Genomic DNA, 22,297 nt, shown 5'->3' with positions numbered 1-22,297 from the left:
GAAACTCTACGGGATGTGGTGAAGGCGATGGCGCAAGCGCACCCCAAGCCCGCACTTCGGCCGTTCCTGCCTGTCGACGTTCCGATGCTCGCCGCGATCTTCGCCGCCAGCATCCAGGAACTGACCGGCGACGATTACAGCGAGGCACAGCAGGAGGCCTGGATGGCGGCGGCCGTGACCGAGGAGTTCGGCAAGCGGCTCGCGTCCGACCTGACGCTGATCGCGACGCTGGACGGCTCGCCGGTCGGCTTCGCCTCGCTGCGCGGCACCGATCACATCCGCATGCTCTATGTGCATCCGGCCGTCGGCCGGCAGGGCATCGCGACCATGCTCGTGGATGCGCTGGAGAAGCTCGCCGGCGGCCGCGGTGCGACGGCTCTCACGGTCGATGCCAGCGATACCGCGCAGAGCTTCTTCGCCAGGCGTGGCTATACGGCCCAGCAGCGCAACAGCGTCACCATGAATGACGAATGGCTCGCCAACACCACGATGAAGAAGACGCTTGGAGCTGCGCAATGAGCAAGGAGCGCCTCTATCTGTTCGACACCACGCTGCGCGACGGCGCGCAGACCAATGGCGTTGATTTCACGCTTGCAGACAAGCAGATCATCGCCGGCATGCTCGACGATCTCGGCATCGACTATGTCGAGGGCGGCTATCCCGGCGCCAACCCGCTCGACACCGAATTTTTCGGCAGCAAGCCAAAGCTCAACCATGCGCGCTTCACCGCCTTCGGCATGACCCGGCGGGCAGGGCGCTCGGTCTCCAACGATCCTGGTGTCGCCGGGCTGTTGGAAGCCAAGGCCGATGCGATCTGCTTCGTGGCGAAATCCTCGGCCTATCAGGTGCGCGTGGCGCTCGAGACGACGAAGGAAGAGAACCTCGCCTCGATCCGCGACAGCGTCGCGGCGGCAAAAGTGGCCGGCCGCGAGGTCATGCTCGATTGCGAACATTTTTTCGACGGCTACAAGGAGGATGCGGATTTTGCGCTCGCCTGCGCCAAGGCCGCCTATGACGCCGGCGCGCGTTGGGTGGTGTTGTGCGACACCAACGGCGGCACCATGCCGGATGAGATCGAGACCATCGTCACCGAGGTGACAAAACACATCCCCGGCGATCACGTCGGCATCCACGCCCATAACGACACCGAGCAGGCGGTGGCGAATTCGCTCGCCGCGGTGCGCGCCGGTGTGCGGCAGATCCAGGGCACGCTCAACGGCCTCGGCGAACGCTGCGGCAACGCCAATCTCTGCTCGCTGATCCCGACGCTGAAATTGAAGAAGGAGTTTTCGGACGCTTTCGAGATCTCGGTCACGCCTTCGAGGCTGGCGACGCTGGTCAAGGTCTCGCGCACGCTGGACGACATGCTCAATCGCGTGCCGAACCGGCATGCGGCCTATGTCGGCGAGAGCGCGTTCGTCACCAAAACGGGCATTCACGCCTCCGCGGTGATGAAGGATCCGCAAACCTATGAGCACATCCTGCCTGAGCTGGTCGGCAATCACCGCAAAGTGCTGGTGTCCGACCAGGCCGGCCGCTCCAACGTCATCGCCGAGCTCGACCGCGCCGGCATCGCCTACGACAAGAGCGATCCCAAGCTGACGCGGCTGGTCGAGGAGCTGAAGGCGAGGGAGGCGCAAGGCTACGCGTATGAATCCGCCAACGCCTCGTTCGATCTGCTGGCGCGCCGCACGCTCGGCAAGGTGCCGCATTATTTCGAGGTCGAGCAGTTCGACGTCAATGTCGAGCAGCGCTACAACGCGCTCGGCGAGCGGGTCACCGTAGCGCTGGCCGTGGTCAAGGTCGATGTCGCCGGCGAGCACCTGATCTCGGCCGCCGAAGGCAACGGCCCCGTCAACGCACTCGACGTTGCCTTGCGCAAGGACCTCGGAAAATACCAGAAATATATCGAGGGGCTGACGCTGATCGACTACCGCGTCCGTATCCTCAATGGAGGCACCGGCGCGGTCACGCGCGTCCTGATCGAGAGCGAGGACGAGAACGGCGACCGCTGGACCACGGTCGGCGTGTCCCCGAACATCATCGACGCCTCGTTCCAGGCGCTGATGGATTCGGTGATCTACAAGCTGGTGAAATCAGGCGCGCCGGCGTGAGCCCCACGACGGCTGTCATACCCCGCGGAAGCGGGGTATCCAGTACGCCGGGGCTTCTCCGGAACGCCGCGGCGCCTCGGAGTACTGGATCGCCCGGTCAAGCCGGGCGATGACAGCGGAGGGTGAGGGGGGAGCAGGCCATGATCGACCACATCTCCGTCGGCGTCAGTGAGCTCGAACGCTCGGCAAGATTCTACGAGGCTGTGCTGGCTGCCCTCGGCCTCACCCGCCTCGTCACGCGGCCGCGTACGATCGGCTTCGGCAAGGCTTATCCGGAGTTCTGGATCAATCTGCGCGAGGCGATGCCGTCTGTCCCGCCGGAGAGCGGCGTGCACATCTGCCTGCGGGCGAAGACGACTGGCGAGGTCGATGCGTTTCATGCGGCTGCTTTGTCCGCCGGCGGCGCATCCGACGGCGCGCCGGGCATCCGCCCGCACGATCGCGTGCGCTACTACGCTGCTTTCGTGACCGACCCCGACGGCAACCGCATCGAGGCGGTGACGTTTCCTGCGAGCTAAAGCTTGCGCGCCACGTCCGGCGCGAGATCGCGCTGGCTGTCGGGAATCTGTGCAGCCGCGGCACGCAGCCGTGGCACGATTTCCTCGACCTTGTCCGCCTTCAGGATGTCGACGGAAAGACCCGTGCGGATGAACTCGGTTTGCCGCATGTGAGCCACCAGGGAGAACAGCGGCTCCCAGAAATTATCGATGTTGGCGAGCAGCACGGGCTTGGCGTGACGGCCGAGCTGCTGCCAGGTCAGCTGCTCGACCAGCTCCTCGAGTGTGCCGAGCCCTCCGGGCAAGGCGACGAAAGCGTCGGAGCGCTCGAACATCAGCCGCTTGCGCTCGTGCATGTCGGGGGTGACGACCATCTCCTGCACGCGCGTCAGCGCATTCTCGCGCATCCGCAGGAAGTCGGGGATGATGCCGGTGACGGTGCCGCCGTGATCCAGTACCGAGGTTGCGACTGCTCCCATCAGGCCGAGCGAGCCGCCGCCATAAACGAGGCGGATCTTATTGTCCGCCAGCGCCTTGCCGAGCGCTTTCGCCGCTTCGATGAAGTTGGGATTGGTTCCTGGGCCGGAGCCGCAATAGACACAGACGGTTTTGATCGTGCTCATTGGTGCCATGATGCATTGCAGCGAAGAGGCGTCAAGCCCAAACGGTGATTCGATACTCCCGGAAATCTACCGGTAAATAGCGACAAGCAATCGAAGATTCGCCATCTGGCGGGGTGCGCCGACGTCGTGAAGGCTCTATATGACAAGCGAAAATCCTTATTCGCAGTGACGCCCGCACCCGGCGGGCTCTTCAGGCTTCTTGATGGACCAACCTCAATCGCCTCACGGCGCCGACGTTCCCAATTCCGCCGGCGGCCCGCCTGAGCGGGCCACCCTGATGGGTACGCTGGCGCATCTATGGCCCTATATCTGGCCGAGCGACCGCTTCGACCTGAAGATGCGGGTGGTCTGGTCGATGGTGCTGCTGCTCGCCGCCAAGCTGATCACGCTGACGGTGCCGTTCAGCTTCAAATGGGCAACCGATGCGCTGACCGGCGCCCACACCGCACCGGTGGCCGCCGACAATTGGCATCTCTGGGTGCTGGCTTCGCCGCTGCTCCTGACCGCCAGTTATGGCGTGACGCGCATCCTCATGGCGGTGCTGACGCAATGGCGCGACGGCATCTTCGCCCGCGTCGCCATGCATGCGGTGCGCAAGCTCGCCACCATCACGTTCATTCACATGCACGAGCTCTCGCTGCGCTTTCACCTGGAGCGCAAGACCGGCGGTCTGACGCGCGTTCTCGAGCGCGGCCGCGAGGGCATCGAGGTCATCGTGCGCATGGTGATCCTGCAGCTGATCCCGACCATCGTCGAGGTCTCGCTGCTGATGGCCGTGCTGCTCTGGCAGTTCGACTGGCGCTACGTGGTCGCGACCCTGATCACGGTCACGCTCTACATGTACTACACCTACATCGCGACCGAGTGGCGGATCGGCATCCGGCGCAAGATGAACGATTCCGATACCGAGGCGAACACGAAGGCCATCGACTCGCTGCTCAATTACGAGACTGTCAAATATTTTAGCGCCGAGGCCCGCGAAGCCCAACGCTACGACAAATCGGTCGCGCGTTACGAGGAAGCCAGCATCCACACTTACACCTCGCTTGCCGTTCTCAACACCGGGCAGGCCGTGATCTTCACGCTCGGGCTGACCGCGACCATGCTGATGTGCGCGATCGGGGTGCGCAACGGCACCAACACGGTCGGCGATTTCGTGCTAGTCAACGCCATGATGATCCAGCTGTACCAGCCGCTGAATTTCATGGGCATGGTCTATCGCGAGATCAAGCAGGCGATCATCGACATCGAGAAGATGTTTGCCGTGATCGGCCGTGAGGCCGAGATCAAGGACGCCCCCAACGCGGCGCCGCTGGCCGTCTCCACCGGCACGGTGCGGTTCGAGGACGTTCGCTTCGCTTATGAACCGAGGCGGCCGATCCTCAAGGGCATCAGCTTCGAGGTGCCGGCCGGCAAGACGGTCGCGATCGTCGGCCCCTCCGGCGCGGGCAAGTCGACCATCTCGAGGCTGTTGTTCCGTCTCTACGACGTCTCCGGCGGCAAGATTCTGATCGACGGCCAGGACATCCGCGAAGTCACGCAGGCGAGTCTGCGCGCCTCGATCGGCATGGTGCCGCAGGACACGGTGCTGTTCAACGATACCATCCGTTACAATATCCGTTACGGCCGCTGGGACGCCAGCGATGCCGAGGTCGAGGAAGCGGCGCGGCTGGCGCAGATCGACCATTTCATTCGCATGGCGCCGGCCGGCTACGAGACTCAGGTCGGCGAACGCGGCCTGAAACTGTCGGGCGGCGAGAAGCAGCGCGTCGCGATCGCGCGCACGGTGTTGAAGGCGCCGCCGATCCTCGTCCTGGACGAGGCGACCTCGGCGCTCGACACCCATACCGAGCACGAAATCCAGGGCGCGCTCGACCGTGTCGCGAAAAACCGCACGTCGCTGGTGATCGCGCACCGGCTCTCGACCATCGTCGGCGCCGACGAGATCATCGTGCTCGATCAAGGCCGCATCGCCGAACGCGGCACACATGCCGGCTTGCTCGCGCAGGGCGGTCTCTATGCCAGCATGTGGAACAGACAGCGCGAGGCCGAGGCCGCACGCGAGAAGCTGGCCCGGATGGCCGATTCGGGCGCGGCGCCCAATCGGGAGCCGCCGCCGGTCCAGGACGCTCTCACGGCGCAGGCCGCCGCGGAGTGAGCTTGTCTCCGGTCCCAAGTCTGGCCTAAACAACCCCGGTGCGCGGGACGACCCGCGCTATCAACCCCTTCAGCGGCAGAGAGCGATGTCCATTCTCGATTCGATCCAGCGTCAGATCCCGCCGATCCACAAGGAGGGCTATCCCTTCATCGGCGGCTTTGCGCTGGCAAGCCTGATCCTGTTCTGGCTTTGGTCGCCGCTCGGGTGGATCGGCACCATCCTGACCGTTTGGTGCGCGCTGTTCTTCCGCGATCCCGCGCGCGTGACGCCGGTGCGCGACGGCCTCGTGGTGTCGCCCGCCGACGGCCGCGTCTCGATGATCACCATGGCGCTGCCGCCGGCCGAGCTCGGGCTCGGCGACCGGCCGCTGCCGCGCATCTCGGTGTTCATGAGCGTGTTCAACTGCCATGTGAACCGGAGCCCGGTCGCGGGCAGGGTGGATCGCATCGCCTATCGGCCGGGACTGTTCATCAATGCCGAGCTCGACAAGGCGAGCGAGGACAATGAGCGCAATTCGCTTGTCATCTCGACGCCGCAGGGCCGCATCGGCGTGATCCAGATCGCGGGCCTCGTGGCCAAGCGCATCGTCTGCTTCGTCAGGGAGGGGCAGGCGGTCGGCGCCGGCGAGCGGTTCGGCCTGATCCGCTTCGGCTCGCGGCTCGACGTCTATCTGCCTGTCGGCACCAAGGCGCTGGTCTCGGAAGGGCAGACCGCAATCGCCGGTGAGACGATCCTAGCCGACCTCACCGGGGACGACCCCGGCCGCGTTTATCGCACCGGTTAACCAGGAAGCCGGTGTCGGGAGGGGGGCCTTCGGCCACAATGGCGGAGGGACGCATGGCTTGCTATATCCTGCCTGAAGGTGAGGACGAGCTATGACGCCCTATGACTTCAAAAATCCCGACGTCCGGCGCCGGCGGTTCCGCCCGATTCCGGTGCGCATGCTGGTGCCGAACGTCATCACGCTGCTGGCGATCTGCGCCGGGCTGACGGCGATCCGGCTGTCGATCGAGGGACGGATGGCGCTCGCCGTCTACGCGATCGTGTTTGCAGCCGCGCTCGACGGCATCGACGGGCGCATTGCGCGTCTGATCAAGGGTCAGTCCAAATTCGGCGCCGAGCTCGACAGCCTCGCCGACTTCGTCAATTTCGGTGTGGCGCCAGGCTTGATGCTGTATTTCTGGCAGTTGCACGAGCTCGGCAACGCCGGGTGGATCGCGGCCATGGTGTTTGCGATTTCCATGTGCCTGCGGCTCGCGCGCTTCAACGCCACCCTTGATGATCCGAACAAGCCGGCATTTGCCTCCAATTTCTTCACCGGTGTGCCGGCGCCGGCCGGTGCCATCACCGTGATGTTGCCGATATATGCGGCGTTCCTCGACCTGGGACGCTGGCCCGCGGCCCTGACGGCCGGCTACACGCTGCTGATCGCCTTTTTGATGGTGTCGCGCTTGCCGGTGTTCTCCGGCAAGAGCATGCGGATGCGGGTGCCTCCGGAGTTGGTGTTGCCGGCGTTCGTCGCGGTGATCTTCTTCATCGCGCTTCTGATCAGCTATCCCTGGTACGTGCTCTCGATCGGGACCGTGCTGTATCTGCTCGGCCTGCCGCTCGGCTACAAATCCTACCGCGATCAGGCGCGTGCAGCGGAAGCCGCAGCGGCTGCGGGTGGCGAGATCTCGTCGCCGCCGTCGGCGCCAACAATGGCGAGCCTGTCTGAGCCGCCTCACGACGACGACGACCGGCCCGGACGGCTGCACTGAGGAAACGCACGCGGATATCTGCCATGAGAGCGCTCGAGTTGGGCTGAGGCCCGATCTCGGCTATATCGCCCGGTATCGGCGGCACCGCGCCAACAGCGGCCGCCAATCTGGGAGAGAACGCCGTGACTGATACCGTGACCGGGCCGCTGCCCGCTGCCGTCCTCGAAGCGCTGGGCCGCTACGACACGCCGACGATTTGCAACGCGATGGAAGTCATCGCCCCGGAGCGGCGGTTGATCGGCTTCACCACCAAGCAGCTGGTTTGCCCGTTCCCCGAGCTGCCGCCGATGGTCGGCTATGCCCGCACTGTCACGATCCGCGCAGTGCAGAAGTCTCCGCTACCGGCCGCGGAGCAGGCCAAGCGCCGCATCGAATATTACGAATATGTCGGCACCGGTCACGGCCCGCGCATTTCGGTGATCCAGGACGTCGATGGTCCTGACATCGGCTACGGCGCGTTCTGGGGCGAGGTGCAGAGCAACGTCCACAAGGCGCTCGGCTGCCTCGGCGTCGTCACCGATGGCTCGATCCGCGACGTCCCGCAATGGGCGCCCGGCTTCCAGGCGCTGGCCGGCTCGATCGGCCCGTCGCATGCCTGGGTGCACGCGGAAAGCTTTGGCGGTCAGGTTCGTGTTGCCGGCATGACGGTGAATTCCGACGATCTGATCCACGCCGACCGGCATGGCGCCATCGTCATCCCGCTGGATCTCGCAGCAAAACTCCCCGAGGCCGCCGAGCTCTGCGGCCGCCGCGAGACGCCGATCCTCGAGATCGCGCGCAGCCCCGATTTCTCGCTGGAGAAGCTCAAGGCCGCGCTGAAGCGCTCGGCGGAGATTCATTGAACGTGGAGTAAGAGCCATGGATATGCGCGGCAAGACGGTGCTGATCACGGGCTCGACCGACGGCGTCGGGCGCTATGTCGCGGGCCGCCTTGCCGCCGAAGGCGCTCACGTCCTGATCCATGGCCGCGACGCGGCGCGGGCGAAAGCGCTGATCGACGAGATCGTGGAGGCGGGTCATCGAGCGCCGATCTTCTATCAAGCCGATCTGTCGCCGATGGCGGGTACGCGCGAGCTTGCGGCCGCGGTGATCCGCGATCATCAACGTCTCGATGTCTTCGTCAGCAATGCCGGCATCGGCTCGCAGAACGACGGGCCGGCACGGCAGGAGAGCCGCGACGGTTACGAGCTGCGCTTTGCCGTGAACTACCTCTCGGGCTTCCTGCTTGCCCATCTGCTGCTGCCGCTACTGAAGGCGGCCGCGCCCTCACGCATCGTCAACGTCGCTTCCCTCGGCCAGCATCCGATCGACTTCGACGATGTCATGATCACGAAAGGCTATAGCGGGTCGCGCGCCTATGCGCAGAGCAAGCTGTCGCAGATCATGTTCACCATCGATCTCGCGGAGCAACTGAAGGGCGCCGGCGTCACCGTGAACGCGCTGCATCCGGCGACCTACATGAACACCACGATGGTCCGCGCCGGCGGCATCACGCCGATCTCGACCGTGGAGCAGGGTGGCGCGGCGATCCTGCATCTCGTTGAGGGCGAGGAGGTCGCGGGCCGAAGCGGCCTGTTCTTCAACGGCATGAACGAGGCGCGCGCCAATCCGCAGGCCTACGATCCCGAGGCGCGCAGGCGCCTGCGCGCGCTCAGCCTCGAGCTGACAGGACTTTCGTCCTGACAGCTCATTTATGGTTAGCAAAGCGTTGAGATTCGTGTCGTGGGCCGGCAAGGCCGCCCTCCTTTCGACGCACCGCGCCGCTCCGTCGCACCGGCGGAACTTAACCTTTACGCGGCTTTAAGGGCGGCGCTCTAGGGTTTCCGATGCGGTTCGGGGTTGGGCCGCGCCAGCGGCCAGGACGGCCGTTGTTGCGTTCGCGTTGGAGTCTCCCATGGATATCATGACGGGCGTCGGTCTCACGGCGGGCATCATCGTCATCACGACGATGGTCCTCATGGGCGGCGACCTGCACATGTTCGTTTCCGAACATGCTGTGATCATCATCTTCGGCGGCTCGATCTCGGCCACCATGATCCGCTTTCCCCTGAGCGCGCTGCTGCATGGCCTGCCGCTCGGTGCCAAATTCGCGTTCACCATGAGCCGCCTGTCGGCGCACGATCTGGTCGACGAGCTCGCCCGGATCGCCGAGATCGCCCGCAAGCAGGGTCCGGTTGGTCTCGAAAAGGTCGAGACGGACGAGCCGTTCCTCGCCAAGGGCATCCGCTACGTCGCCGACGGCTACGACCTCGATTTCATCCGCGACAATCTCGAGCGCGACCGCGACAACTTCCTGATGCATCTCGACGAGGGCAGCAAGATCTACCGCGCCATCGGCGACTGCGCCCCGGCCTTCGGCATGATCGGCACCCTGATCGGCATGGTGCAGATGTTCGCCAATATGACCGACCCCTCCAAGCTCGGACCGTTCATGGCGACCGCGCTGCTTGCCACGCTCTACGGCGCGCTCGTCGCGAACCTGTTCTGTCTGCCGATCGCCGACAAGCTGCACGGCAAGCTGCTCGATGAAGAGACCAACCGCACCCTGATCATCGACGGCATCCTGATGATCCGCGACTCCAAGAGCCCGACGCTCGTGCGTGAGATGCTGCTGGCCTATCTGCCGGAGAAGCATCGTCACGCTGAAGGCGAGCCGGTGCCGGCCTGAAGCCGGGCGCCGGGGCTAGATCATGGCCAAGAAAAAACGCGGCGATGCACATGGAGGCGGTCACGGCTGGTTCGTGACCTTCGCCGACCTGATGGGACTGATGATGAGCTTCTTCGTGATGCTCGTCGCGTTCTCGACCCAGGATGCCAACAAGCTGAAGGTCGTCGCCGGCTCCATGCGCGACGCCTTCGGCGTCCAGAGCGAAGCGCGATATGCCGGCATCGTCGAGTCGGATGGTCTGCCGACCCGGCCGCGGCTGAAGAACGTCGATCACATCGCCCCCGAGGACGCCTCCAATACGCCGACGCCGGACCAGGAAGATCGCGACCGTACCTCGGGCGCGAAGCTGAAGATCGATCGGAATTTTGCGCTCGCTGCGGCCTCGCTGCGTCAGGCGCTGCAGGACATGCCGGAACTGACCGAGATGTCCAAGCACATCATGTTCGAGGAGACCAAGCAGGGCCTCAACCTCGAGATCGTCGACCAGGACGGCCGTTCAATGTTCGCGGATGGCTCCAAGGTGCCTTACGACCGCACCCGCCGGCTGATCGAGAAGCTTGCGGTCCCGCTCAAGGCGACCCCCTTGCGCGTCTCCATCACCGGCCACACTGCGGCTGGTTTCGTGCCGACCCGCAGTGATTACGGCGCCTTCGATCTTTCGGCCGACCGGGCCAACGCAGTCCGCCAGATCCTCGAGCGCGAGGGCCTTCCGCCGTCGCACATCTTTGCCATTTCCGGCAAGGCGGACACCCAGCCATTGTTCCCGGATGATCCCTCGCTCGCCGCGAACCGCCGCGTCACGATCACCCTGATGCGGGAAGATCCGCCGCTGCCGCCGAACTTGAAGCCCTAGATCTCTTGCGCTACCATTTTACCTGAGGCTATCAGTCGCGAGGGCGACGAACGTGGCCGGGCCGTCACAGCATCCGCCGCTGCGCCTGCTATGATGGCGGGCTGATTGACAGGCTTGGCAGAAGCGTCACAAGGCGCCGGATCAATTCCAGGGACGAAGCGTTTTCCACCCTCATGACGGCGAGCATCACACAGGCCGAGACCCAGGAAGGGCCGGTCACCTCGGGATTTTGGTCCCTTACGCTTGGGAGCATCGGCGTCGTCTTCGGCGACATCGGCACCTCGCCACTTTACGCATTCCACGAGGCGGTCAGAGGCGCAGCGCACGGCGAGCCGGTGACGCGGATCATGGTGCTCGGCGTGCTGTCGCTGATCCTGTGGGCGCTGCTGATCGTCGTCACTGCCAAGTACGTCCTGCTGCTCTTGCGCGCCGACAACAACGGGGAGGGAGGCACGCTCTCTCTGATGGCGCTGGGCCAGCGCGCGCTGGGACGCCGGAGCTGGTTCCTGCTCGCGCTCGGCGTGGTCGGCGCCTCAATGTTCATCGGCGATTCCATGATCACGCCGGCGATCTCGGTGCTGTCGGCGGTCGACGGCCTCAAGCTGGCGACGCCCGCGTTCGAGCACTATGTCGTGCCGCTCACGGTGCTGATCCTGGTGTTGCTGTTTGCGGTCCAGAGCAAGGGGACCGCGCTGGTGGCCTCGGCCTTCGGGCCGGTGATGGTGATCTGGTTCACCTGTCTGGCCGTGTTGGGCGTCATTCACATCGCCGATGACCCCTCGGTGCTGGCTGCGATCAATCCCTATTACGCGCTGCAATTCCTGCTGTCGCACGGCACGATCGGCCTGGTGACGTTAGGGGCCGTCTTCCTGGCCGTGACGGGGGGCGAGGCGCTCTATGCCGATCTCGGCCATTTCGGCCGCAAGCCGATTCAGTCGGCCTGGATGTTCTTCGTGCTGCCCTCGCTGCTGATCAACTATTTCGGGCAAGGCGCGCTGGTGCTGTCCGATCCCGGTGCGATCGAACATTCGTTCTATCGCATGGTGCCCGAGCATCTGGTGCTGCCGCTGGTCGGGCTTGCGACCGCCGCGACCGTGATCGCGAGCCAGGCCGTCATCACCGGTGCCTATTCGCTGGTCTATCAGGCCGTGCAGCTCGGCCTCTTGCCGCGCTTCGAGGTGCGCTACACCTCCGAGACCCACGCCGGCCAGATCTATCTGCCGCGCGTCAACCGGCTGCTCCTGATCGGCGTGATGCTGCTGGTGCTGCTGTTCCATACGCCCAGCAACCTGGCTTCCGCCTATGGCATCGCGGTCTCCACAACCATGGTTGCCGACGGCATCATGGGCTTCGTGGTGATCTGGAAATTGTGGAATTGGCGCGCGGCGACCGCGGCGGTGGTGATCCTGCCCTTCGTCATGGTCGACATGACCTTCTTCAGCGCCAACCTGCTCAAGCTCCTGGAAGGCGCCTGGGTGCCGCTGCTGTTCGGCGCGACCATGGCGGCGACGATCTGGACCTGGCGACGCGGCTCGGGAATCCTGGTCCAGAAGACGCGCCGGATCGAGGTGCCGCTGGACGATCTGATCCGCAGCCTGGAGAAGCGGCCGCCGCACGTCGTCAAGGGCACAGCGGTGTTCTTGACCAGCGATCCCGCCTTCGTGCCCACCGCGCTGCTGCACAATCTCAAGCACAACAAGGTGCTGCACGAGCATAACGTGATCCTGACCATCGAAACCGCGCACACGCCGCGGGTCGATCTGTCCGAGCGCTTCCGAATGGAGAAGATCAGCGACAAGTTCTCCAAGGTCCGCCTGCGCTTCGGCTTCATGGAGCAGCCGAACGTGCCCAAGGCGCTCGCGATCGCGCGCAAGCAGGGCTGGCAGTTCGACATCATGTCGACGTCGTTCTTCGTGTCCCGGCGCGCGCTGAAGGCATCGGCGCAGTCGGGGATGCCGCTTTGGCAGGACCATCTGTTCATCGCGCTCAGCCGCTCGGCCAACGACGCCACCGACTATTTCCAGATTCCGACCGGGCGGGTAGTTGAAGTCGGCACACAAGTCACCATTTGAACGCAATTGGCGAACCTATGCGAATTTTGCATGGTGAGGGCCCAGAATCGGGCTAGGCTATGTCGCCAGCGCAGGACTATAAGCCCGCGCTCTTCCGCCGTTGTGCAGTGAAGCATTTTTTTAGAGGCCATTGGGCTCTCCCATGACTAGCGACGTAGCAGTTCCCGCCCCGGAAACGGCGGCGGCCAATGGGCATGGCGACGCCCACACCACGGCCGGTTTCGGTGCGCTGACGCTCGGCAGCATCGGCGTGGTCTATGGGGACATCGGCACCAGTCCGCTCTACGCGTTCCGCGAGGCGGTGATGGCGGCCTCGGGGGTTGAGGGCGTGGCGACTCCGACGGCCGTTCTTGGCGTGCTCTCCCTGATCCTGTGGGCCCTCATCATCGTGGTGACGCTGAAATACGTCGTCATTCTGCTGCGCGCCGACAACAACGGGGAAGGCGGCACGCTCGCCCTGATGGCGCTGGCCCAGCGGGCCGTCGGTACGAGAGGGGCGACGATCGTCCTTCTTGGCATCATTTCCGGAGCCCTGTTCTACGGTGACGCCGTCATTACCCCCGCGCTTTCCGTGCTGTCCGCCATCGAGGGCATGAAAGACGTCACCCTGACGTTCGAGCCCTACATCGTGCCGCTGACGGTGGTGATCCTGGTCGGCCTGTTCGCGGTGCAGTCGCGGGGCACCGCCCGCGTCGCGGCCTTCTTCGGTCCGATCATGTGCGTCTGGTTCGCCGTCCTCGCAGTGGCGGCGATCCATCCGATTATCCAGCAGCCGCAGGTGCTGCTCGCGCTGAACCCGCTCTACGCCGTGTCGTTCATGCTCCACCACGGCATTATCGGCTTCGTGACCTTGGGCGCGGTGTTCCTGGCGGTCACCGGGGCCGAGGCGCTCTATGCCGACCTTGGCCATTTCGGCAAGCGGCCGATCCAGACCGCCTGGCTGTTCATCGTGCTGCCGTCGCTGGCGCTGAACTATCTCGGGCAGGGAGCGCTCGTGCTCGCCGATCCCGGCGCGATCGAGAGCCCGTTCTTCCAGCTGTTTCCGCAAGGCTGGTTCCGCGGGGGCATGGTCGTGCTCGCGACCGCGGCGACCGTAATCGCCAGCCAAGCCGTCATTACCGGCGCCTATTCGCTGACGCGACAGGCGATCCAACTCGGGCTGCTGCCGCGCTTTGAAATTCGCCATACGTCGGAAGCCCATTCCGGCCAGATCTTCATCCCGCGCATCAACCAGCTGTTGCTGGTCGCGGTGGTGTTGCTGGTGCTGTTGTTCCGCTCCTCCAGCGCGCTGGCCTCCGCTTACGGCATCTCCGTTACCGGCACCATGGTGGTCACGGCGATGATGGGCTTTGTCGTGATCTGGAAGGTCTGGCGGTGGTCGCCGATTGCCGCCGCAGCCCTGATCGTGCCGTTCCTGTTCCTCGACTTGACCTTCCTGGCCGCAAATCTGCTCAAGGTGTTCGAGGGTGGCTGGGTGCCGCTTGCCCTCGGCTCGCTCATGATCATCATGATGTACACGTGGCGGCGCGGCAGCCGGCTCCTGTTCGAGAAGTCGCGCAAGCTCGAATTCCCGCTCGCCGACCTCGTGGCGATGCTGGAGAAGCGGCCGCCGCAGCGCGTGCCCGGCACGGCCGTGTTCCTGACCTCGGATCCGCTCAGCGCGCCGACCGCGCTGATGCACAGTCTGAAGCACTACAAAGTGCTTCACGAGAAGAATGTTATTCTCACCATCGAGACCGCGCAGACGCCGCGGATCGATCCGGCGGAGCGCGTCAAGCTGGAACAAGTCAGCCCGACCTTCTCCAAGGTGACGCTGAAGTTCGGCTTCATGGAATCCCCCAACGTGCCGAAGGCGCTCGCCATCGCTCGCAAGCTCGGCTGGCAGTTCGACATCATGTCGACCTCGTTCTTCCTCTCGCGCAGGGCGCTGAAGCCCGCCGCCCATTCCGGCATGCCGCGCTGGCAGGACCGGCTGTTCATCTCGCTCAGCCGCTCCGCCAACGATGCCACCGACTATTTCCAGATCCCCTCCGGCCGCGTGGTCGAAGTCGGCACGCAAGTCACGATCTAGGCTGGCGAGCCAAAGCCGCACTTCAAGTCGCTGCGATTTAGCTTTAACTTGCGCTCGGCAGCTCAAGCCTTTGTCGCGCTTGATTTTCGCGTGCTGAGAGGCGAGGTTGCCGGCCGCCGGGATCGCCCGGAGGCGCCCCGCGACGTTGGAGGATGATGTGGCAAATCAAGTACAGGATCTGACCCCGGACGAGGTCTCCAAGGGTGTCGCGGAAGGGCGCTATCTGCTGGTCGACGTCCGTGAGCCGAACGAGGTCGAGGCCGAGGCTTACCCTTACGGCGTCGTCGTGCCGCTCTCGACCTTCGATCCCAAGGCGATCCCCGATCCCCAAGGCAAGGAAGTCGTTTTCGCCTGCCGTTCCGGCAAGCGCTCGGTGACCGCCTCGCTCGCAGCCCAGGCCGCGGGCCTGCCTTACGACAAGCATCTGGCCGGCGGCATGCTCGGTTGGAAGGCGGCGGGGCTTCCCAGCAAGGTCGGCGGCTGATCGGCCCGATGTCCAAAAGCTCGTCCCTGAACAAGGTCTTCGCCGACCTTCCCGTCACCATCTTCGAGGCGATGTCGCAGGCCGCGCGCGACAATGCCGCCATCAATCTCGGCCAGGGCTTTCCCGACGATCCCGGCCCCGAGGACATCCGCCGCGCCGCGGCCGAGGCCTCGCTGAACGGCTACAACCAGTACCCCTCGATGATGGGCCTGCCGGAATTGCGCCAGGCGATTGCGACCCATTACGGCCACTGGCACGGCCTCAAGCTCGATCCGATGAGCGAGGTGATGGTGACCTCGGGCGGCACCGAGGCGCTGACCTCGGCGATCCTCGCGGTGGTCCAGCCCGGCGACGAGGTGGTCTGCTTCCAGCCGGTCTATGATTCCTACCTGCCAATCATCCGCCAGGCCGGCGGCATACCGCGCCTCGTCCGGCTCGAGCCGCCGCACTGGCGACTGAATGAGGACATGCTGAAAAGCGTCTTCAATTCAAAGACCAAGGCGGTGCTGTTCAACAACCCCTTGAATCCCAGCGCGGTGGTCTATCCACGCGAGGACCTTGAGCTACTGGCGCGCTACTGCCAGGAGTTCGACGTCATCGCGATCTGCGACGAGGTCTGGGAGCACGTCACCTTCGACGAGCACAAGCACATCCCGCTGATCACCATCCCCGGCATGCGCGAGCGCACCATCAAGGTCGGCTCGGCCGGCAAGATCTTCTCCCTGACCGGTTGGAAGATCGGCTTCGTCTGCGCCGCGCCGCCATTGCTCCGTGTCGCCGCCAAGGTGCACCAGTTCCTGACCTTCACCACCGCGCCGAACCTGCAGGCCGCCGTCGCTTACGGCCTCGGCAAGTCCGACGACTACTTCCTGTCGATGCGCAAGGATCTGACGCGGAGCAGGGATCGCCTGACCAGGGGCCTCGAGAGCCTCGGCTTCCCGGTGCTGAAGTCGCAGGGCACCTACTTCCTCACCGTGGACCTGTCGCCGCTCGGGCTCAACGAGAGCGACACCGAGTTCTGCTGGCGGATCGTGAAAGACTACAAGGTCGCGGCGATCCCGGTGTCGGCGTTCTATGAGCAGGACCCGGTGACCTCGGTGGTGCGCTTCTGCTTTGCCAAGAAGGACGAGACGCTCGACACCGCGCTGGAGCGGTTGTCGGACGCGGTACGCGGACGCAAGAGGTAGACAGGGATGACGATCGTCGGCCGCTCGGGGTTCCGCCTCCAGCTCGTCGCCGCCGCGCTGACGTTGTTCATCGCTCCCGCCTCGGCCGAGGAGCGGGTCGTCAACTTCTACAACTGGTCGAACTACATGGCGCCCGACGTCCTGGAGGCCTTCACCAAGGAAACCGGCATCAAGGTGGTCTACGACACGTTCGATGCCAACGAGACGCTGGAGACGCGGCTGATGGCCGGCAAGTCCGGCTACGACGTCGTGGTGCCCACGGCCTATTTCCTGCAGCGCCAGATCAAGGCCAATATCTTCCAGAAGCTCGACAAGTCGAAGCTGCCGAACCTCGCCAATGCCTGGCCGATGGTAACGAAGAATCTCGCCACCTACGATCCCGGCAACCTCTATGCCGCGAACTACATGTGGGGCACGACGGGCATCGGCTACAACGTCGCCAAGCTGAAGCAGATCCTCGGACCCGACGCGAAGATCGACAGCTGGGACATCGTCTTCAAGCCGGAGAACCTCGCCAAGTTCAAGGACTGCGGCGTGCACATGCTGGACTCCGCGGACGACATCTTCCCGGCGGCGCTGAACTATCTCGGGCTCGATCCGAACTCGACCAAGCAGGCCGACCTCGAGAAGGCCGCCGACGTTGTCGCCAAGGTCCGTCCCTTCGTGCGCAAGTTCCACTCGTCCGAATATCTGAGCGCGCTCGCCACCGGCGAGATCTGCTTCGTGGTCGGCTGGTCCGGCGACATCATGCAGGCGCGCGCGCGGGCGGCCGAGGCGAAGAGCGGCATCGAGATCGGCTACGCCATCCCGAAGGAGGGCGCGCAGATGTTCTTCGACAATCTCGCGATCCCAGCGGATGCCAAGAACGTCAGCGAAGCCTACGAGCTGATCAACTATCTCTACCGCCCTGAGGTCGCCGCCAAGAACTCGGACTTCCTGTCCTATGCCAATGGCAACCTCGCCAGCCAGAAGCTGGTCGATCCGAAAATCCTGGGCGACAAGAACATCTATCCGGACGAGGCGACGCTTTCAAAACTGTTCGTGATCACGGCGCGCGATCCGGCGACCCAGCGGGTCATCAACCGGCTCTGGACCAGGGTGAAGACGGGGCGGTGAGGAGCCTCGGTCGGTTGCGAGACCGACCCGGCATTTCAAATCCGCAAAACAACCCCATGCACAGTAGGGCCGCGACCTGTGTCGCGGGAGCAGGCGCTTCCTACCACGCGTAGCGCACCACGCCTTTGCCGGCGTATGAGCGGGTCACGTTGGAGACCTCGCCCTCGAAGCTGGCCGCCGCCGACCAGCCGTTCAGCCACTTCATCTCGGCCGAGGCGGTGGTGAGGGTGGAATCGGCAGCCTGTCGTGCACCGCTGACGACGAAGCTGGCGCCGGGCAATGTCTGGAACGTCGCGGCGACGGTGCGATCCGGATTGAAATCGTGCGCCCAGGCGGCGCGGCCGCGCAGCGTGAGGACACCGTCCGCCATGGCGAAGGATCTGTCAGTGCGCAAGCCGAGCTCACTGCGGGTGTCGGTCACGCTCTTGGCCGTGTAGGCGAGGGCGAACGTGTTGTTTCCGGAGACGACCGTTTCCGCATAGGCGGGGAGGTCGAACCTCGTGAACTGGCCCGCAGCATAGGGCGTAATCCCGAGGCCGCCGGTCCAGGGTGCAATGACGCGATAGCCGCCTTCGATGCGTCCGCTCCACGCATTGGCGTTGAACTCGGCGCGCAGGCGATCGGTGCCGGCGGTCGTCACGGTACGATCGGTGGTGACGTCCTGCCAACCGTAGGCGAGTGCCGCGGTGAGGTAGGCGGGGCCGACGGTATGGCGCAGGAAGGCGCCGGCCTGGAACAGATCCGAGCGTCCTCCGCCGAGCCCGCTCACGTTGAAGCTGGTGCCGCCGCCGGCGAGCGCGAAGCCGGCGATCGTGCTGGGCGAGATGCGGTAGTCGGCGCCGACAGCGGTGCCGTAGAGGCTGCTCGTCGTGTTGTTCGAGCCCAGCACTGCATTGCCACCGGTGCTCTGCGAGCCGCCAAAGGCCGCTGCCCAGACGTTCCAGCGCCGATCGAAGGCAAGCTGCTCCGGAGCCTTGCGCGGCAGGCTTGCCAGGGCGTCGCGTGCATCGCCGCTGCGCGCGATGTCGGCGAGCGAAGCGCTTTCCTCGGCAAACGGGATCGCGCTGGCGCCGCCGCCCGTAGCGCCATCACGTCCGGCTGCGAACGAATCGGTCAGCAATCCCATGAACTGGCTCATGGCGCCGAACGTCGTCTGTTGCGATCCGGTCGCGCTCTCGCCCGAAAGCTGGGTCAGGCCGTTTCCGGAACGCCCGACAAAGCCGGCATTGATGCCGCCATTGGAGTCGAAGAAGTTCTGCAGCGTGGCCGCGACCGTCTTCTGGTTGGTATTGAGGTTGGTTCGGGTGCCGTAATCGAGCGCGAAATTCAGGTAGGCGTGGTTGGCATCATAGCCGAGGCTCGCAGCGAGGCCGGACGGCACGCCTGTGATCGCGAAACTGGTGAACGTGCCGCTGCGGCCGCCGGCCGCGGAGACCAGCGCGTATTGCTTCGCGACGGCGCTGCCGGGCGCGATGCTGACGCCGATCCCGCCACCGAGTGTGGCGGTGCCGGTGACGTTGACCGATGAGGCCGCGCTCGCATTGACCGACACCAGATACAGCGCGCCCGACTGGAAGGCGAGGTTGCCTGCGACGGTCAAGGGCGAGCCCGGCGAGCCGTTGCCGGCCAGCAGGATTCCGCCGCTGGCGATCATGGTATTGCCGACGGTGCCGGTGCCAGAAAGGGCGCCGCCCGTATTCACAGTAGTCAGGCTCGAGGATGCGATCGAGCCGTCGACTTGCAGCATGCCGCCGTTGACAACGGTGGTGCCGGTGTAGGTGTTGGTGCCCGAGAGGGCCAGCGTGCCGGTGCCGACCTTCTCCAGATTGCCCGGACCGGTCGTGCCGCAACTGCACCATGGGGCGGTATTGAAATCGGAGATCACGCCGCTGACCGTCGTCGAGAGGTTGTTGCTGCCGACCACGAGCGTGTTGCCGCCGCCGATGGAGTAGAAACCTGAGCCGGCGATCGAGCCGGCCGTAATGCGGCCGTCGCCGTTGGTGCCGCGACTGAAGGAGAAGTCGACGTAGCCGGTGCCGTTGGTGATGAATTGCGCGTTGCCGCCGGTTGAATTGTCGCTTAATTCAGTCACGCCGCCGGAATTGGTGGTGATCACGGCGCTGCCAGCGGTCGCAGTCCCCCAAAAATAGGTAGCAGAGCGATCGTTATTGGTGATGACGGCGTTGCCGGCCGTCACGTTCTCGTTGGCGCCAGACCCGCCGAAATAGGTCGTGCCACCATTGCGGTTCGTAATCGTCGCTCCGCCCGCCGACGATTGATCCAGAAAGTTTATCTGGCTTTGGTTGATGATGGTTGCGGTCCCGGCATTGGTCGCCGCGTAAAAGTAACTGATCCCGTTGTTGTTGATCGTCGCATGACCGGCGGTGCTGGTATCGGCACCTCCCATCGTGCCGAACTGCAGGTTGGCTGGGATGTAGGAGCCTGGCGCGGTGTAGGAATCGTTGTTGATCGTAGAGTTGCCGGCGCTGCTCGCGTCGAGAAAGTAGACGTTGGCATGATTGTTGGTAATCGTCATCGCAGCCGCAGTCGTCGTTCCCGAGAACGTCGTGGTGTTGTTGTTGGTCAGATTCGTTATCGCCGATGTGTCGGCATTCCGGATATAGAACTGGTTGTTGTTGACGACGTTACCTATGATGGACGCGGTGTGGTTGGCATCGCCAAGCATCAGAACGGAGCCGATTGTCGTGCCGCCGGTGTAGGTGTTGGTACCGAGCAACACGACCTTGCCGAGGCCGTACGAACTGTCTGACGTCGCCAGCTTGCCGGAGCCGCTGCCGTCGGTGATATTGCCGGCGATCGTCAGCGTCTTGCCATTGGCGTCTAAGATGCTGCCGTTGGTCGACTGATCGATCTTGAAGTCGTTCGTGAGGGTCAGATTGCTTGTGCCGCCGGCCTGCAACCGGGCGTCTTGCAGGGTGACCGTGCTGGTGCCGAGCGCGCTGTTGTTCATTGCACGTACCGTGCCGCCGGCCACCGTGGTGCCGCCGGAATAGGTGTTGGTGCCGGACAGGATCACGGTGCCGTTGGTGTTTTTCAGCAGCAGGCTGCCCGTTTGACCTGCAGCGTCGGCGATGGTGCCGGAATAGGTGAAGGTGTATCCGTTGGAATCGATCGTCGCGCCGGTGGATTTGACCTGCGCGGCATTGGCGATGGTGTAGTTGCCGCCGGCCTGCAGCGTGCCGCCGTCGAAAGTCAGCGGCCCCGTGCCGATCGCCGACGAGGTGATTGCGCCCGGCGTGCCGACCGTGTCGATCCCGACCCTCAATACGCTGCTGCCGCCGGCCGCATCGCAGGCGGTCCCGCAGATCGTGGTGCGGCCCGTGTAGGTGTTGGCGCCGGACAGCGCCAGCGTGCCGCCGCCATTGAGTACGATATCGCCGGCACCGCTGATCGGCCCGGACATCGTGTTGGTGTTGCCGGCTGCAACGGTGATGATGGGATCGCTGTTGATGACGATGGTGTTGGCGAGCGTGAGGCCATCGCCGTTCAACACCAGCTTGGTGACGCCCGCCAGCGTCTCGCCCAGGGTCAGCGTGCCGCTGCCAAACGCATTGCTGTTGCCAATGATGAGCGTCGATCCGTCGCTCACCGAGGTACCGCCGCTATAGGTGCTGGCGCCGGTGATGCTGAGCGAGCGGCCGCCGTCAAGCCTGATGGCAACCGAGGCGTCGGTGGCGGCTCCGGTGAGACCAGTGATGCCGGAGATGGTCACGTCGCCGGAGGCGCCGGCGGCACTTGTCTGCGCGAGGGTCAGGCTGGCGCCGACACCGTTGGCAAGGCCGAGATTGCCGGTCAGTGTGCCGTCGACCGATGTCAGCGTGTTGGCCCCGCCGGTGAAGTTGATGGCATTGCCCCCGGCGCCGTATCCGGTGCCGCCGGCGATCGTACCGCTGTTGTTGACAGTGAGTCCGGCGCCGATGATGCCGGCGCCGCCATAGCCTGTCGCTCCGGCCCGTCCTCGTGTGCCGCCGTAAGCCGGATCCCCGTAGTTCGCACTGGTGTCGGAGATTTGCGCGCCTCCAGCGCCGCCGGCGCCACCGGAGATGGTGCCCGAATTGTTGATCGTGACGCCCGTCGCGGCCACGGCGATGCCATTGCCGCCGTCGCCACCACTGCCGCCCACATCGCCGGCGCCGCCGGCGCCGCCATTGCCGCCGGTGATGCTGCCGCTGTTTGAAGCGATCCCGGCGCCGGTGATGGTATAGGCGTTGCTACCTGCACCGCCACCGCCGCCTGCGACGTCGCCATTGAAGCCGCCGTTGCCGCCCTTGCCGCCGTTTCCACCAATAGCCGTGGTGGAATTATTCAGGCTCCCGCCACTCGGCCCAGCAGCGGCGCCGCCACCGCCACCACCTCCACTGGCCGAAGAGACACTCGCCGTTCCATCGGTTCCATCCTGTCCCACGCTTGCACCACTGCCGCCGCTGGGAAGTGGGCCGCTTTCGCCACCGGGGCCACCGGCCCCGCCGGCCGCCCCCACAGCGCCGCCACCGCCACCGCCGCCGGTGCATTGGCACGCCCGGCTCGGTGCGCCACCATCGCCGCCAACCCCGCTGTTGACACCCGTTACGCCACCTGCGCCGCCGGATTGTCCGGTCGACTGATAGTCACCTTCGCCGCCGGTGCCGCCGTTTTGGGCGCGTGCCGGGGTGCCCAGCAGACCCGCCATCAAG

Annotated in this window: 17 protein-coding genes; 15 read left to right on the top strand and 2 right to left on the bottom strand. The window is 64.9% G+C overall.

Translation table 11 applies throughout. The features are described from left to right. The first annotated feature begins 27 nt into the window (after window positions 1-27). The 3 genes from X265_RS24295 to X265_RS24285 all read left to right on the top strand — a co-directional run bounded on the left by X265_RS24295 (window position 28) and on the right by X265_RS24285 (window position 2,632). Window positions 28-519 (top strand): GNAT family N-acetyltransferase, encoded by a 492-nt coding sequence (locus tag X265_RS24295; protein WP_164938763.1) that lies wholly within the window; start codon window positions 28-30, stop codon window positions 517-519. Continuing rightward, complete coding sequence (gene cimA, locus X265_RS24290) at window positions 516-2,114, top strand: citramalate synthase (protein WP_128967092.1); 1,599 nt, start codon at window positions 516-518, stop codon at window positions 2,112-2,114. Before X265_RS24295 ends, cimA begins: the two co-directional genes overlap by 4 nt. Before the next feature lie 140 nt (window positions 2,115-2,254). Next, on the top strand, window positions 2,255-2,632 hold the full coding sequence (locus tag X265_RS24285) for a VOC family protein (RefSeq protein WP_128967091.1): 378 nt from the start codon (window positions 2,255-2,257) through the stop codon (window positions 2,630-2,632). Here the strand turns inward: X265_RS24285 and X265_RS24280 are convergent. Then, complete coding sequence (locus X265_RS24280; protein ID WP_164938762.1) at window positions 2,629-3,234, bottom strand: LOG family protein; 606 nt, start codon at window positions 3,232-3,234, stop codon at window positions 2,629-2,631. The genes X265_RS24285 and X265_RS24280 overlap by 4 nt on opposite strands. Before the next feature lie 202 nt (window positions 3,235-3,436). Between X265_RS24280 and X265_RS24275 the strand changes: the two genes are divergently transcribed. The 12 genes from X265_RS24275 to X265_RS24220 all read left to right on the top strand — a co-directional run bounded on the left by X265_RS24275 (window position 3,437) and on the right by X265_RS24220 (window position 17,603). After that, the gene (locus X265_RS24275; RefSeq protein ID WP_128967089.1) at window positions 3,437-5,392 is read left to right on the top strand and encodes an ABCB family ABC transporter ATP-binding protein/permease; all 1,956 of its coding nucleotides are present in this window, start codon (window positions 3,437-3,439) and stop codon (window positions 5,390-5,392) included. Between the two features lie 85 nt (window positions 5,393-5,477). After that, window positions 5,478-6,176 (top strand): phosphatidylserine decarboxylase, encoded by a 699-nt coding sequence (locus X265_RS24270; protein ID WP_128967088.1) that lies wholly within the window; start codon window positions 5,478-5,480, stop codon window positions 6,174-6,176. 91 nt (window positions 6,177-6,267) lie between these two features. Next, the gene (locus tag X265_RS24265) at window positions 6,268-7,152 is read left to right on the top strand and encodes a CDP-alcohol phosphatidyltransferase family protein (RefSeq protein WP_128967087.1); all 885 of its coding nucleotides are present in this window, start codon (window positions 6,268-6,270) and stop codon (window positions 7,150-7,152) included. Window positions 7,153-7,274: 122 nt separating this feature from the next. After that, window positions 7,275-7,994 (top strand): RraA family protein, encoded by a 720-nt coding sequence (locus X265_RS24260; protein ID WP_128967086.1) that lies wholly within the window; start codon window positions 7,275-7,277, stop codon window positions 7,992-7,994. Window positions 7,995-8,010: 16 nt separating this feature from the next. Continuing rightward, a complete protein-coding gene (locus X265_RS24255) occupies window positions 8,011-8,835 on the top strand; it encodes an SDR family NAD(P)-dependent oxidoreductase (protein ID WP_128967085.1) in 825 nt (274 codons plus the stop codon). A gap of 211 nt (window positions 8,836-9,046) precedes the next feature. Continuing rightward, a complete protein-coding gene (locus X265_RS24250; protein ID WP_092291629.1) occupies window positions 9,047-9,820 on the top strand; it encodes a motility protein A in 774 nt (257 codons plus the stop codon). A gap of 22 nt (window positions 9,821-9,842) precedes the next feature. Beyond that, window positions 9,843-10,673 carry an OmpA/MotB family protein gene (locus tag X265_RS24245; protein WP_128967084.1) on the top strand — a complete coding sequence of 277 codons (831 nt, stop codon included), beginning with the start codon at window positions 9,843-9,845 and terminating at the stop codon, window positions 10,671-10,673. A gap of 173 nt (window positions 10,674-10,846) precedes the next feature. Beyond that, window positions 10,847-12,745: a potassium transporter Kup gene (locus X265_RS24240; protein ID WP_164938761.1), complete on the top strand. Its 1,899-nt coding sequence runs from the start codon at window positions 10,847-10,849 to the stop codon at window positions 12,743-12,745. Between the two features lie 142 nt (window positions 12,746-12,887). Next, window positions 12,888-14,816, top strand: a complete 1,929-nt coding sequence (locus tag X265_RS24235; RefSeq protein ID WP_128967082.1) for a potassium transporter Kup — start codon at window positions 12,888-12,890, stop codon at window positions 14,814-14,816. Between the two features lie 157 nt (window positions 14,817-14,973). Further along, window positions 14,974-15,300 carry a rhodanese-like domain-containing protein gene (locus X265_RS24230; protein WP_008139644.1) on the top strand — a complete coding sequence of 109 codons (327 nt, stop codon included), beginning with the start codon at window positions 14,974-14,976 and terminating at the stop codon, window positions 15,298-15,300. A gap of 8 nt (window positions 15,301-15,308) precedes the next feature. After that, the gene (locus X265_RS24225; RefSeq protein ID WP_128967081.1) at window positions 15,309-16,487 is read left to right on the top strand and encodes an aminotransferase; all 1,179 of its coding nucleotides are present in this window, start codon (window positions 15,309-15,311) and stop codon (window positions 16,485-16,487) included. 6 nt (window positions 16,488-16,493) lie between these two features. Beyond that, the gene (locus tag X265_RS24220) at window positions 16,494-17,603 is read left to right on the top strand and encodes a polyamine ABC transporter substrate-binding protein (RefSeq protein WP_128967080.1); all 1,110 of its coding nucleotides are present in this window, start codon (window positions 16,494-16,496) and stop codon (window positions 17,601-17,603) included. A gap of 100 nt (window positions 17,604-17,703) precedes the next feature. Here X265_RS24220 and X265_RS24215 read toward each other — a convergent pair whose 3' ends face one another. After that, the gene (locus X265_RS24215; RefSeq protein ID WP_164938760.1) at window positions 17,704-22,293 is read right to left on the bottom strand and encodes an autotransporter domain-containing protein; all 4,590 of its coding nucleotides are present in this window, start codon (window positions 22,291-22,293) and stop codon (window positions 17,704-17,706) included. Between the last annotated feature and the right edge of the window lie 4 nt (window positions 22,294-22,297).

Origin of the sequence: Bradyrhizobium guangdongense (assembly GCF_004114975.1) — a bacterium.
Lineage (GTDB): Bacteria > Pseudomonadota > Alphaproteobacteria > Rhizobiales > Xanthobacteraceae > Bradyrhizobium > Bradyrhizobium guangdongense.
Note: the sequence above shows the minus strand (reverse complement) of the source record. Positions and strands in the feature narration are given on the sequence as shown.

What these genes read in the sequence shown, in the direction of transcription:
- X265_RS24295 (WP_164938763.1), top strand. Translation starts at nt 28, where the DNA reads ATGGCGCAAGCGCACCCCAAGCCCGCACTTCGGCCGTTCCTGCCTGTC.
- cimA (WP_128967092.1), top strand. Translation starts at nt 516, where the DNA reads ATGAGCAAGGAGCGCCTCTATCTGTTCGACACCACGCTGCGCGACGGC.
- X265_RS24285 (WP_128967091.1), top strand. Translation starts at nt 2,255, where the DNA reads ATGATCGACCACATCTCCGTCGGCGTCAGTGAGCTCGAACGCTCGGCA.
- X265_RS24280 (WP_164938762.1), bottom strand. Translation starts at nt 3,234, where the DNA reads ATGAGCACGATCAAAACCGTCTGTGTCTATTGCGGCTCCGGCCCAGGA.
- X265_RS24275 (WP_128967089.1), top strand. Translation starts at nt 3,437, where the DNA reads ATGGACCAACCTCAATCGCCTCACGGCGCCGACGTTCCCAATTCCGCC.
- X265_RS24270 (WP_128967088.1), top strand. Translation starts at nt 5,478, where the DNA reads ATGTCCATTCTCGATTCGATCCAGCGTCAGATCCCGCCGATCCACAAG.
- X265_RS24265 (WP_128967087.1), top strand. Translation starts at nt 6,268, where the DNA reads ATGACGCCCTATGACTTCAAAAATCCCGACGTCCGGCGCCGGCGGTTC.
- X265_RS24255 (WP_128967085.1), top strand. Translation starts at nt 8,011, where the DNA reads ATGGATATGCGCGGCAAGACGGTGCTGATCACGGGCTCGACCGACGGC.
- X265_RS24250 (WP_092291629.1), top strand. Translation starts at nt 9,047, where the DNA reads ATGGATATCATGACGGGCGTCGGTCTCACGGCGGGCATCATCGTCATC.
- X265_RS24245 (WP_128967084.1), top strand. Translation starts at nt 9,843, where the DNA reads ATGGCCAAGAAAAAACGCGGCGATGCACATGGAGGCGGTCACGGCTGG.
- X265_RS24240 (WP_164938761.1), top strand. Translation starts at nt 10,847, where the DNA reads ATGACGGCGAGCATCACACAGGCCGAGACCCAGGAAGGGCCGGTCACC.
- X265_RS24235 (WP_128967082.1), top strand. Translation starts at nt 12,888, where the DNA reads ATGACTAGCGACGTAGCAGTTCCCGCCCCGGAAACGGCGGCGGCCAAT.
- X265_RS24225 (WP_128967081.1), top strand. Translation starts at nt 15,309, where the DNA reads ATGTCCAAAAGCTCGTCCCTGAACAAGGTCTTCGCCGACCTTCCCGTC.
- X265_RS24220 (WP_128967080.1), top strand. Translation starts at nt 16,494, where the DNA reads ATGACGATCGTCGGCCGCTCGGGGTTCCGCCTCCAGCTCGTCGCCGCC.
- X265_RS24215 (WP_164938760.1), bottom strand. Translation starts at nt 22,293, where the DNA reads ATGGCGGGTCTGCTGGGCACCCCGGCACGCGCCCAAAACGGCGGCACC.